This window comes from Psychromonas sp. 14N.309.X.WAT.B.A12, from assembly GCF_030397575.1.
In the GTDB taxonomy this organism is placed as follows: Bacteria; Pseudomonadota; Gammaproteobacteria; order Enterobacterales; family Psychromonadaceae; genus Psychromonas.
Window position 1 is genome coordinate 122,582 of the sequence record NZ_JAPNXS010000005.1, and the last position, 12,975, is coordinate 135,556.

The 12,975-nt window shown below is 38.3% G+C and carries 13 protein-coding genes; 9 read left to right on the forward strand and 4 right to left on the reverse strand.

Annotated elements, in window-relative coordinates:
• Positions 1-178: 178 nt before the first annotated feature.
• The 6 genes from OW492_RS08450 (at position 179) to OW492_RS08475 (ending at position 6,668) form a co-directional block, all read left to right on the forward strand.
• Positions 179-1,693, forward strand: coding sequence for a PLP-dependent aminotransferase family protein (locus OW492_RS08450; protein WP_290039491.1), 1,515 nt, complete (start codon positions 179-181; stop codon positions 1,691-1,693).
• A gap of 456 nt (positions 1,694-2,149) precedes the next feature.
• Positions 2,150-2,860, forward strand: a complete 711-nt coding sequence (locus OW492_RS08455; protein WP_290039492.1) for a siderophore ferric iron reductase — start codon at positions 2,150-2,152, stop codon at positions 2,858-2,860.
• 10 nt (positions 2,861-2,870) lie between these two features.
• Positions 2,871-3,698 carry an ABC transporter ATP-binding protein gene (locus OW492_RS08460; RefSeq protein WP_290039493.1) on the forward strand — a complete coding sequence of 276 codons (828 nt, stop codon included), beginning with the start codon at positions 2,871-2,873 and terminating at the stop codon, positions 3,696-3,698.
• Positions 3,695-4,693, forward strand: coding sequence for an iron ABC transporter permease (locus OW492_RS08465; RefSeq protein ID WP_290039494.1), 999 nt, complete (start codon positions 3,695-3,697; stop codon positions 4,691-4,693). The genes OW492_RS08460 and OW492_RS08465 overlap by 4 nt, the downstream gene beginning before the upstream one ends.
• On the forward strand, positions 4,693-5,727 hold the full coding sequence (locus tag OW492_RS08470; RefSeq protein ID WP_290039495.1) for an iron ABC transporter permease: 1,035 nt from the start codon (positions 4,693-4,695) through the stop codon (positions 5,725-5,727). The genes OW492_RS08465 and OW492_RS08470 overlap by 1 nt, the downstream gene beginning before the upstream one ends.
• Positions 5,728-5,741: 14 nt before the next feature.
• Entirely contained in the window at positions 5,742-6,668 is a 927-nt protein-coding gene (locus OW492_RS08475) for an ABC transporter substrate-binding protein (RefSeq protein ID WP_290039496.1), read from the forward strand.
• A 37-nt stretch (positions 6,669-6,705) separates the two neighbouring features.
• Here the strand turns inward: OW492_RS08475 and OW492_RS08480 are convergent, their stop codons facing one another.
• Positions 6,706-7,239: a YgjV family protein gene (locus OW492_RS08480; RefSeq protein ID WP_290039497.1), complete on the reverse strand. Its 534-nt coding sequence runs from the start codon at positions 7,237-7,239 to the stop codon at positions 6,706-6,708.
• A gap of 26 nt (positions 7,240-7,265) precedes the next feature.
• On the reverse strand, positions 7,266-8,027 hold the full coding sequence (gene kduD / locus OW492_RS08485; protein ID WP_290039498.1) for a 2-dehydro-3-deoxy-D-gluconate 5-dehydrogenase KduD: 762 nt from the start codon (positions 8,025-8,027) through the stop codon (positions 7,266-7,268).
• A 223-nt stretch (positions 8,028-8,250) separates the two neighbouring features.
• On the opposite strand from kduD, the gene OW492_RS08490 reads away from it, so the two are divergent.
• Complete coding sequence (locus tag OW492_RS08490; protein WP_290039499.1) at positions 8,251-8,580, forward strand: hypothetical protein; 330 nt, start codon at positions 8,251-8,253, stop codon at positions 8,578-8,580.
• 55 nt (positions 8,581-8,635) lie between these two features.
• Here OW492_RS08490 and OW492_RS08495 read toward each other — a convergent pair whose 3' ends face one another.
• Positions 8,636-9,490, reverse strand: coding sequence for a universal stress protein (locus tag OW492_RS08495; RefSeq protein WP_290039500.1), 855 nt, complete (start codon positions 9,488-9,490; stop codon positions 8,636-8,638).
• A 153-nt stretch (positions 9,491-9,643) separates the two neighbouring features.
• Here OW492_RS08495 and OW492_RS08500 point away from each other — a divergent pair, with 153 nt between their 5' ends.
• Complete coding sequence (locus OW492_RS08500) at positions 9,644-10,801, forward strand: cation:proton antiporter (RefSeq protein WP_290039501.1); 1,158 nt, start codon at positions 9,644-9,646, stop codon at positions 10,799-10,801.
• Between the two features lie 57 nt (positions 10,802-10,858).
• Here the strand turns inward: OW492_RS08500 and OW492_RS08505 are convergent, their stop codons facing one another.
• A complete protein-coding gene (locus OW492_RS08505; protein ID WP_290039502.1) occupies positions 10,859-11,827 on the reverse strand; it encodes a magnesium transporter CorA family protein in 969 nt (322 codons plus the stop codon).
• A 262-nt stretch (positions 11,828-12,089) separates the two neighbouring features.
• Between OW492_RS08505 and OW492_RS08510 the strand changes: the two genes are divergently transcribed.
• A complete protein-coding gene (locus OW492_RS08510; RefSeq protein ID WP_290039503.1) occupies positions 12,090-12,950 on the forward strand; it encodes a mechanosensitive ion channel domain-containing protein in 861 nt (286 codons plus the stop codon).
• Positions 12,951-12,975: the final 25 nt, after the last annotated feature.

Below are 12,975 nucleotides of genomic sequence, written 5' to 3' on the forward strand. Positions count from 1 at the left end.
TCGACAAAATTAGTTACAGAGCCAATTTTTGAAATTAATGGGCCACAAGTTAAATTTTGACACCATACCGTGATAAATCTTGGCTTAGAAATTGCCTATCTATAAGGTGGTGAGTTGCATTGAAAACCAGTAACATTTTTCACCAAACAATTTGCTCGAATTTTATACAGGTGACGTAATGGTTGATTTTTTAATAAATATTGAATTGCATCAAAATAGTACTTATCAGCAACAGATCCGTGAAAAATTAGTCGAGTTAATTGAACAAGATACCTTTGGTGACAAAGCCTTACCATCGGGTAGAAAGATGGCACAGTTATTAAAGGTATCACGTAATACAGTAGTATTAGTTTATGAAAGCTTGGTCGATGAAGGTTATTTAGTTGCACGGAAACGCAGTGGATTCTTTGTTCATCCTGACCTACTTATGGTGCAACGTCTCACCAATTCGGTGCAAAAAGACCCTGAAGGATTACAACGCACAGCACGTCAACCCGACTGGTCTAAACGAATGTTGAAACAACCCAGTCGATTATCCACATTAAATAAAGATGAAAATTGGTTAAAATACCCTTATCCATTTATTTATGGCCACATCGATGTTAATGAATTTCCACTTTATCAATGGCGAGAATGTTCGCGTATTGCAGAAAGTAAAGGCAAACTCCATGAATGGGTAGAAGGTTATATCGATATGGATGACCCTCAACTGGTCTCACAAATACGCCAACAAATTCTCTCTAAACGTGGTATCACAGCCAAATCAGATGAAATACTGATCACTTTAGGCACACAAAACTCACTGTTTTTATTAACCAACTTATTAGCCGATCAATCAGTCACCTTTGGTGTTGAAAACCCTGGCTATGCGAACTTGCGTCATATCATCTCCCTGTGTGATAGCCCAATGAAAGCACTTGATATTGATAATGCGGGCTTACAGCTGGGTAAACAATTAAAAGGCTGTGATTATGTGTTCACAACCCCAAGTCACCAATACCCAACTACGGTGACTATGAATGTAGAGCGTCGCAAAGGCTTATTAGAGCAGGCCTGTAAAGATGATTTCATCGTGATTGAAGATGACTACGAGAGTGAAGTTAACTTCATTGAACAACCATTACCTGCATTAAAAAGCTTTGACCAAGATGGTCGCGTTATTTATGTAGGCAGTTTATCTAAATCTTTAACACCCGGCATTCGTATTGGCTATTTAGTAGCAGATAGCTCATTAGTTAATGAGTTACGTAAACTACGCGCTTTACATTACCGCCATCCACCCTCTAATAACCAACGTATCGCGGCACTCTTTATTAGCCAAGGTTATTATGATAGCCATGTTAGACGTATGCGTCGTACCTTTGAAAAGCGATGGTTATTAATGGAACAAGGTGTAAAAAAATATCTCAGCACCTGTAAAATACATGCCACCCCTGGTAGTTTTTGCTTTTGGATTGCCTTACCTATTAATGTCTCTAGCCATGATTTACGAGATAAAGCCGCGCAACATGGAATATTAATAGAATCAGGTGATACGCTATTTATGCAAAAAGATGCCCCTAAGAATTATATTCGGTTAGGTTTTTCTGCCATGAATAGTGACAAAATTTTGCCTGGCTTAGAAATTTTAGGTGGCCTCATCACTGAGTTAAGCCATGGTTTTATCGAACCTTTACAAAAACGTGTTGTGTAAAATGAATTAACTTAAAATAGTATCGCTCTAATAATACCAATTACATTAAATAAGTGTTCTCAATTTTGCGAAGGAAAAATCACTTAGTTTAAAGCATTAGTTGAGCCTTTCGAAGATTAACTTCGTTAATTAGTATGATTGGTACAATATCCCATATTAAACTAATCACCGCCTTGGTGATTAGTGACAAACTTATTACTCCCCCTATCATCTGATATCACCAATAGTATTATGATGTGAATTTCGACACTGTTTGCTTGTCGATTGTTGCAATCAAAAAATAGCTCATATATCATCCAATAAGATAACGATAACTATTATCAAAATGATAGTTGCTTTGTCTCTGAGGCATACCTAAACCGTACGTTCAGTTCAATCATCTATACTAATTAATAGGCGTATTTACCCTTAACCATTATGTCTAATCTAGCTAAAAAACCAGATTCACTCACCTCCATGTTTAACTTATGCAAGCAAGTTATCCCCTATTTAGAGGGTAAGTTTGAAGATGTAGATTCATCATTGTTAATGACGCTTGAAGATGACCAGTGGCTTAAGGGAAATCATTATGACCAAGCTACTATCCGTGCATTACAAAATGATTTAAAACATCACCTCCCTAATGCAGGTAATGCTTACTACCAAGCTAGAACTTGGCATCTATTATGTTGGCAACCCATCTATATCGCTTTTATCAGTATCTATGGGCTACAAAAATTACCAGATTTTTCCTGTTTTAAACAACAACGTCAGCACAATGCAATTATTGGCTATGTATTCCAAAATAATACAATGTTAGCAGGCGATATAAAGCAATTGATCGTACAAGCAGGATCACAACTTGCCCCTTTGATTGAACATTACCGAATACAGCTTGATCACATTGAGCGCTGTCGTCCAGGTTATGCCCATCGTTTTGTTGCCGATTTAATTTTTGGTAATTTACTGAAAGTAAAAGAATTAGTAACAGGTTTTAATGATCAAGATATTTTATTACATGCTCAGCTCTGGGTTGATGCCATGGGCTTGCCCCACAAGTTATTGGATTCGTTAAAACCTCGACATGATAAGACTATCGACTTCATCAGAAGCAGTTGCTGCCTTGCTGATAAGATAAATGAAAACCTCTGTGCAGATTGCCCAAAAGTACATAAAAATAAACAATAAGATTCTAATCATGAGTTTAACCAATCAACAAACTGCTTTACCTATTAGCCTAACCACCCATGACCTAGTTGTGGGCTATTCAATGCCTGTTGTTAAAGGCGTTGATTTAACTATTCAACCAGGAAAAATTAGCATATTAATAGGCTCTAATGGATGTGGAAAATCAACTCTATTAAAATGTTTAGCCCGTGTACTCCCTCCCATTAGTGGTCAAGTATTGTTAAATGGCAAAGCCATTCATCAGCAACCAGCTAAAAAAGTGGCTAAAATGATGGCCTTATTGCCACAAGGGCCAATCGCACCAGAAGGTTTATCGGTTAAAGAGTTAGTCTCACAGGGGCGTTACCCACACCAAAGCTTTTTAAAGCAATGGAGTAAAGAGGATGAGCAAGCGGTTGAACAAGCAATGCAGCAAGCAAATGTTGAAATGCTAGCAGACCGTTCTATTGCTGATTTATCAGGTGGTCAACGACAACGATGTTGGATTGCTATGGTATTAGCACAACAGACAGATATTATTTTATTAGATGAGCCGACCACTTACTTAGACTTAAAAGTACAAGTTGACCTATTAAACTTACTCAGCGACTTAGCCCACCAGCATCAACGTACCCTAGTTATTGTGTTACACGAACTTAATTTAGCCGCCACCTATGCTGACCATTTAATCATGATGAAAGAAGGTAAGGTATATGCACAAGGTACACCTGATCAGGTATTTAATGCTGATAACCTGCAAGCTGTATTTGGATTAACCGCGAAGGTCATGAAAGATCCCGACAGTGATGCTTTACTGTGCATTCCAATGACTCAACAATCTTCTCAGGTAGCATCATGACTCGTTCAAAATGGCTAAGCTGGTCAGGCATATTGATCATGCTAGGTTTATTACTGTTTGCATTCATCTGGCATTTATCGATTGGTACCAAAATCATCCCCATCGATGAATTGATACAATCTTTTTATGCTTACAACCAAGATAATTTTAATCACCTGATTATTCAGGAGCTACGATTACCTAGAGCATTAATCGCAATCTGTGTTGGTGCTTGTTTAGCGGTTTCAGGTGCATTAATGCAAGGCGTCACACGCAACCCTTTAGCAGATCCAGGACTACTAGGCATGCTCACCGGAGCTGCATTAGGGGTAGTCTATTGGTCGACTTTCGTCAGTAGCGCTTCTTTAGTTTGGCTACCTTTAGTTGCTGCTATAGGTGCTTTAATCAGTGCAATCATTGTATGGAGTATCGCATCACGTGTTACAGGTGGTATTACCCCCTTAAGTTTAATTTTGTCTGGTTCTGCTTTTACCGCTTTTACTGGGGCGTTATTAGCTATACACCATCTGCTAGACCAACACACCTTTGAAGAAATGCGCACTTGGTTGGTAGGCTCATTGCTAGCTAGTAACTTAGCAACCCTCTACTGGTGCTTACCTTGGATCATCATAGGTTTGGTTGCTGCCATTATGCTTGCTCCAAGTGTGACTGCTTTATCTATGGGAGAGGAGGTCGCCACAGGGTTAGGGATTAATATTCCCCGTCGTAAATGGCAGTTATTGACTTGCGTTGTTATCTTAACATCTGTATCCGTTGCCTTAGCTGGACCTCTCGGTTTTATTGGCTTAGTTATCCCGCATGTGGTCCGGTTCTGGGTTGGTGCAGATTATCGTTGGATTATTCCTTACTGTATTTTACTCGGTGCGGTATACCTATTATTTGTTGATACCCTAGCTCGTTGGTTAATTCAACCACATGAAATAGCGACAGGATTAATCACGATCTTGATTGGTGCACCATTATTTATTTGGTTAGTGAAAGTGAGGGTTCGTTAATGCATTTCACTTTACGCTTATTTAATCAAGCCATCTCATTACGCATTAACGGCTACGCTTTGTTATGCTCAGCCTTTTTATTTTCTCTGCTTTTAGCTACTTTTTTATTTGCTACAACACAAGGAAGTTACCCTCTTTCATTACATGATAGCGTGATGAGTTTACTAGGACAGCAACAGTCAGTAATCGATCCACAAACCGACGTTATTATATGGGAGTTTCGTTTACCAAGAAGTTTAGTTGCTATATTGAGTGGTGCCCTATTCGCTTTATCAGGTGCATTATTACAAAATATGACACGTAACCCACTTTCTGACCCAAGCTTAGTTGGGATCAGCCAAGGTGCGGCCTTAGCCGTTGTGACGTTGACTATTTTATTCCCTAATTATATTGATGACTGGCGTGAGATTGCTGCCTTTTTAGGGGCTGTTAGCATTACTATTGTTATTCAACTATTGCGAGGTAATGACCACCCTCTTAAATTCATTTTATTAGGGGTGGGTGTTGCAGCCTTTATCAGCGCTATCATTTCTAGTTTACTCACCTACGGTGACTTGCCCTCTGCAATGGCAGCACTATCCTGGTTAGCTGGCAGTACACATAATAGTAACTGGCACGATGTCAATATGCTATGTATGGCTTTTATCTTGATCATATCTCTAACACTGTACCAAGCGAGAATGATGTCAGTGATCAGCTTAGGTGATGAAGTTGCCATTGGGTTAGGCATTAATCTGAAGGCCATCATGCTCATTCAGCTTACCATTTCCGTGGCAGCAGCTGCAGTTGCAACAGCTGTCGTAGGACCATTAGGATTTATTGGGTTGTTAGCACCGCATTTAGCTCGCAAATTAGTACGTTGCGGTCCTGTAAATCATCTATTTTTAACTGCATTAGTTGGCGCTATTTTAGTGTTAGCTGCGGATATTATTGGTAAAAATTTATTTGCACCAACACAACTGGCTGCAGGGTCAGTCACCGCATTAATTGGCGCGCCTTTATTCGCTTACTTATTAATGACGAAAAAAACATAATCTAAGGAATTGTTATGAAATGGATAGTAGGATTAATCGCTTTATGTCTCAGCATCAATGCTTTGGCTTTTTCTGTCACATTAACACATCAATATGGCACATTAAGCATTGATAAAAAGCCATTAAAAGTCGTTTCGGTAGGGCAAGTTGACCATGATGATATTTTATCTTTTGGCGTTAAGCCGATCGCAATACGTGATTGGTATGGTAACCAACCTTACGGTGTGTGGCCATGGGCACAATCAGCACTAGGTGATGCTAAACCTGTGCTACTTGATCCTAGGATAATAGATTACGAAACAATAGCAGCGCTAAAACCCGACCTCATCATAGGCGTGTCTGCCGCTTTAGATGAAAAGGAGTACCAAAAGCTAAATTCAATTGCACCGACACTCGCAGGTCCTAGTGATTATGAAAAATGGACCATTCCTTGGGATGTTCGACATTTAATGATTGGAAAAGCACTAGGCTTTGAAGCCGTGGCTAAACAACATGTCACCTCATTACAGCAAAAACTACAAGAAGTTAAATCACAACATCCCGAATTTGAGGGAAAAACGGCAGCTGTTGCTTTTTATTATAATAAACAGCCCGGTGCTTATGCCAGCAAAGATCTTCGCTCTCAATTCTTAATGAGTTTAGGCTTTATTATCCCTGAAGAAATTGACCAAATTGCTGGTGATGCTTTTTATGCTTCATTCAGTGAAGAGCGATTAGATCTTTTAAATAATGATATTGTTGTTTGGCTAGCCTCAGAGGAAGCGGTCGAAAGTGCTAGCACAGCTATCTTCCGAGAACGTATGTCTTTCTATAAAGACCATAAAGAATACTTTACAGGCGATCTTGTGGGAGGAGCTTTCTCTTTCTTCAGCTATTTATCAATCCAATATTTAATAGATGAGATGGTACCGGAATTGGCTAAAGTAACTGCTTCAGATTAATGGTTAATGGTTAAAAATAGGGTATGAGCTGTGTCACTTAATGCCCTATCACACTTTCTTCAACTTTAGCCATTTGTCGGTTATCCCTTACTAAACGTATAATGGTACTTAGATTTACCGTTATTAATGTTGCCTCTAATAATGTACCTCCAATAGACCCAACTAAAATATTATTAATTAACCAACATACCGCCCCAATTAAAAAGGCAATGCGCATTTTAATCCCTTTTAAAACAAACACAGCATAAGTACCAATACTCATGCCTAGCATAGGCCATAGTTCCCAAATGCTGTCAGCAAAATAGATAGCACTACTAAGCCCTATTACAATAAACAATAAAGCGACAACAAGAGAAGAAACGTAAATAGCTGTTACCGTTCTAAACGCAGATAATAAAGCACTTAACGCAGAAACAATCGAGCCTAATAACAAATAATGTACAAGGTGATTTAAGTTAAACACCACCATCATAATTTTTAACTTTTTATCGTCCTTTTGGAAAAATGTACACACTCCAAGTAAAAAGCTTAGAAAGCCTAATAACTGTGCGAAAAATAACTGGTCGTTCATAAATTGAGTACTCTCATTAAAGTCAGTTAACGCGCTAACCAACCACCATCCACGGCGATCGTGTAACCATGCATATAACTAGCAGCTTCTGACGCTAGAAAAACACAGGGTCCAGCAACATCAACGGGTTTTCCCCAACGTTGTGCAGGGATCCGCGCTAAAATAGCTTCATTTCGTTCCAAATCTTCTCTTAATGCAGTCGTATTATTGGTTTCCATGTAACCCGGAGCAATGCTATTTACATTAATATTATGCGCGGCCCACTCATTAGCCATTGCACGAGTCAATCCCATTAACGCACTTTTAGAAGCGGTATAAGACGGTACTCTAATGCCTCCTTGAAAAGATAACATGGAAGCAATATTAATAATTTTTCCGCCATCACCTTGCTTAATAAACTGTTTTGCCACCATTTGAGACATAAAAAATGCAGTTTTAGCATTTACATCCATAACGTCATCCCAATCTTTTTCAGTAAAATCGATGGCATCCTCTCGACGAATGATGCCCGCGTTATTGACTAAAATATCAATGCGCCCATATTCTTTGATGGTTTGTTCAATAAGAGAAGGAATTTGTGCCTGCTTTAGCAGATCTGCCCTAAGGTCAAGAAAACGATGACCATTAGCTTGCATTTTTTTCATCGTTTCAGAGGGAGCGCTGCGATTAACACCAACAATATGGGATCCAGCTTCGGCGAGAGCGAGCGCTATCGCCTGACCCAATCCGGTGTTACAACCGGTTACTAGCGCAACTTTCCCTGTTAATTTAAAGGAATCAAGAATCATTGTAAGCCCCTTAACATTCGCACAGATAAATATAAATATAAATATCGTCAACAGATTCAGTTAAGCAATACCATGATTGCTTTGAACGGTGAAAAAGATGAGAAACGATATAATTACTATATGATGCATTAACGTTAACACCAACTAGTCCTCATCACACTAATTAAGTGTTTCCAAAAAAGATTAAACAACCCACTTTTATCCCAAGCTATCAGGTTAGATCATGAATAAATCATTAAAAGCAGCGTTACTCTCAGCACTTATATATCCCGGTGTCGGCCATCTTTCTTTAAAGCGCTATATTTCTGCACTAGTGTTTATCATTGGGTTTTCAATTCCCATGATATTACTATTCAAGAAAATAATGGAAAAGGCTAACCAAGTTGTCGCCCAAATTGAACATGGCCAAATAGGTATGGATGTATCGTCCCTTTCAAATGCGCTAAACACTTCAGCAGCAGGAAGTATGCAAATGTTAGATGTCTATTCTTATCTTATGTTGGCAGTGTGGCTCATTGCACTGCTGGATATTTACCGAGTGAGGAATCATTAACAAAGGAGATGACACCAAAGCAATCTTTGTATTCTTTGGTGTCATTGACTGGTCGTTATTTTTTCAATAATAATAGATCACAAGGCAACTCATTTAAGAGTGCCGTTGTAGTACTACCAACCCAGAGTTGCTCTAACTTGTTACGAGTCACTAACCCCATCACTAAAATATGACAGCTATTTTTATTAATATATGTCGCTAATACCTCTTCAGGCACACCCTCTAATAAAACACACTGGTTTGTAGCAATTCGGTGCTTTTTAGCAAAATCCATCAAACCTTGTTTATGTTGGGATAGCACCTTACTTTTATACTGGCTTAGTACCGAAGTCACATAATAACAATGTGCTACCATCCAACTTGCTTTTAACGGCTTAGCCCAACGTTCAGCCAATGCAACAATATTCGCATCAAGTGCGCCCGAGCGAGCATGCTCGTGAAGTGGATCAACGGCAGCCACAATACTTAAGGGTTGATGCCAAGCCTGCTTACTTAATAATAGTAACGGCGCGTTAATCGCGGTGAGACGTTGGAAAATAGAGTGTCGCTGGGCGACTGCATTATCTTCGATAACCACTAAACTCTGTGAGTCATTCGCTATCTCTGCATTTAAAACCGATAGATAATCGGTGGATTTATTGATGCTAACCTCCACATCAATAGCATTCATCGCGAAGAATTTAACTAATTGTGCTTTTTTTAACTCAATTTTTGCCATTATTTCATCAGATAATATTTCTTTCTCTGCAAATAAATGCCAATATCCGCGCCCCTTTAATTGTGCACTTGCATCAATGATGATTTTCAGTGTTTTTTGGTTGGGCAGGATCAGATGAACCATCTTATCCAATGACTTAGTTTGGTAAAAAAAGCGACTGTCGATAAACCAAATAAATTGTTCTTTTATCATTTATAAATTCACATGAATTAGGGGTTAATCGAGTATATTGTACTATTCTCACCATTACAATTTGCGCGTTATACAATGCCTAAAACAACTAATTAGCTTTAATATAGTTAATTAAAATATAGGCATAACGCCTAACATGACTAAAGAGTTGTTATGCACTTAGATCCTTTTATGCCACAAATGGTTAGTATCATTTTTATAGTGTTGGCTTTAGGTTTTATTCTAAAGTTATTTCACCAACCACATGTTGTTGCTTACTTGATAGTGGGCATTATTATTGGTCCATGGGGACTTTCATTAATTACCGACACCGAGAACATTGCTCGCTTAGGCGCTGCTGGTGTGGTATTTCTATTGTTTTTTGTTGGTATGGAAACCGACCCCAAAAAGTTAGTAGAAAACTGGAAACTGGCGATTTTTGGTACCCTTTTTCAAATTATTCTTAGCGTAACCTTTGTTTGGGTTTTAGGATTATTTTTCCACTGGGGTATCGAACGTATTATTCTTATTGGCTTTGTAATCAGTTTGAGTAGCACCGCTATTGTGATCAAGCTATTACAAGATACCAACACCTTAGACTCCAAAGTCGGACAAGGTGCATTAGCAATTCTATTAGCTCAAGACCTAGCAATTATTCCAATGCTAATCATTATTGGTTTATACCAGACCGATGCTGTTGAGAGTGCTCATGTAGGCAGACAAGTTATCGGCTCTATCGCTGCAGCCGCTTTATTGGCCTTTATTATTATCAAAAAAGAGGTACATATTCCACTGTCTAAGTGGTTAAAGCATGACCATGAGTTACAGTTGTTTGCAGGGTTAGGTATTTGCTTTGGTTTATCCATGTTAACCGCGTGGTTTGAACTTTCTACTGCGTTAGGAGCATTCCTTGGTGGTATGTTGATCGGAGCAGCAAAAGAAACGCAATGGGTGCATCATAACTTAAATTCTTTAAAGGTCTTGTTTGTCGCGCTATTCTTTATCTCTGTAGGCATGATGTTGGACTTGGATTTCTTAATCGCCAACTGTTTACAGGTGGCCTCTTTAGTAATTGCAGCATTGTTAATTAATACTTTTATTAATGCGGGTATTTTGAAGATGTCTGACTTTTCATGGAAAGAAAGTATCTATACAGGTGCGCTGTTATCGCAAATTGGTGAGTTTAGCTTTGTATTAGCAGCCGTTGGAAAACAATCTAATATAATCAATGCTTACGGTTACCAATTAGCGATCTGTGTTATTGCATTATCGCTATTGATTAGCCCGCTGTGGTTAACTTCGTGTAAAAAAATAATCGGTTATAAAGTGTAAAACAAGATAAAAGGAGCCCTAAATACAAGGCACCTATTATCAATTAACGATGGTTGTTTATAACCATCGTTTCTTCTTAAAGAGTAGAACTAAACTAATAGAAATAAAGCTCATAAAACCGAGTAGATAGAAATAACCATTAGCTACTTTCAACTCTGGAATATATTCAAAATTCATCCCATATAAACCGGCTAAAAAACCCAATGGAATAAAGATAGCCGTGATAACCGTTAATACTCGCATCGTGGCATTCAATTGGTGTGAAGTTACTGATAAATAGCCATTCACTAAGTCGCTGCAAATATCGTAATGCATTTGCGATAAGCTTAATAAACGCTCGATACGTTCATGGACATCAGTAACAGTATGCAAATCAGCTTGATTGATAATTGGCGTCTCATCAGTCACTAATATTTTTAATTCGCTACCAATATTACTATGATAATTAAAAGTACGTTTTAGCTTAGTTAACCGCGATTGATACAGGGTGATCTCTTGCATCATTTTATCGTCGCCACCGAGTTGAAACTTATCCTCAATAGACTCTAACTTTTCTTCAAATTCAAATAGTTTTTGCAGATAAATACCACAGCTATAATGGAAAATACGCAATGCTAAAGTGATAGGGCTTTTTGATAAATACTTCTTCCCTTCTTCGCTAAATAACTTGTCGATAGACATCGATGTTTTACGATGAGAAGTGATCACTATATTAGTGCCAACGAACATACTTATTTGTAAATGTTCAAAGACTAAATCATCACCTGGGTGATAAATACCTCGATACAGCATGAAGATATAGTTATCAAACAATTCAATTTTAGGTGGATGACGATCTCGTTGCGCATCGCTGATCGCCAAGGAATGACAACCTAACTCTTTCAACAAACTTTTTTCTTGAGCCTGATCGTGACCGTCAAAATCTATCCAGATTTGATAACTTGGATTTTGTTGCCATAACTCAATTAAAGACTGATCGCCATAAGTACACGATTTATCTGATTTTAATAACATACATCTGATCATAATATTTCTCTTTCTAGATGATTTAATACTAACAAAGTTGAGGTTAAGCTAGGTTTTACTTTTAGTCACCTTTTATTATTCAGCTAACCTCAATACAAACTGACTGTATTAGCAATCCGTTATTTTCCACTAGAAAAGCGATGTCTCTTGCAGGAGTAAAAAAATAAGCCAATATTTTAATACAATATCAATACCTTAAGTTTGAAATGAACTAAACTAGCGAGACTTGTTGTGAACAATACCAAGCCTAGAGGAGCACTTAATGGACTTATCACAAATTAACAATATTTTATCCTACAAGCTAATCACCGTATCTGGTCAAGCGATTACTGTAACACATCTGTTGTTGATCCCTGTGGTGATCTTAATCGGTATCGTTTTAACGCGTTGGATTGCTAAATTAATTACCAAGCGCCTTATTTCTAAAAAAGTCGATCCCAATGTGATTCACCTGTTAATGCGTGTTTTCTATATCATTGCCATGGCTATTTTATTAGTTACGACTTTAGAGCTGATTAATGTGCCAATTACTGCTTTTGCCTTTCTCTCTGGCGCGATTGCTATTGGCGTTGGTTTTGGGGCTCAGAATATTATTAACAACTTCATTAGTGGTTGGATATTAATGTGGGAGCGCCCTATTCGCATCGGAGACTTTTTGGAGGTTGAAGATGCTAAAGGTGTAGTAGAGGAGATCAATACCCGTTCAACCCGTATTAAACGCGTTGATGGCGTTCATTTACTGATCCCTAATAGTAAACTATTAGAAAATACCGTGGTCAATTGGACATTAATTGATAGTTTAGTGAGATCCTCGGTAAAAGTCGGTGTTGCCTATGGCTCACCAGCTAGAAAAGTTGCAGACCTTATTGCCCAAGCAACGACAGAACAAACGAAAATAGTAGAGCATCCAGCGCCCGTAGTGACCTTCGAAGACTTTGGTGATAATGCCTTAATGTTTGAAGTGACCTTTTGGTTGGACTCTAGCGCGGAAGGTGGTTTACGGGTAATGCGTAGCAATATTCGATTCCGCTTAGAGGAATTATTTGAAGAGCACAATATTTGTGTTGCTTATCCGCAACGTGATTTACATATTGATGGTTCATTAACGATCAACAAACAATAAGTAAAAGCGAGTACTCATTAAATTA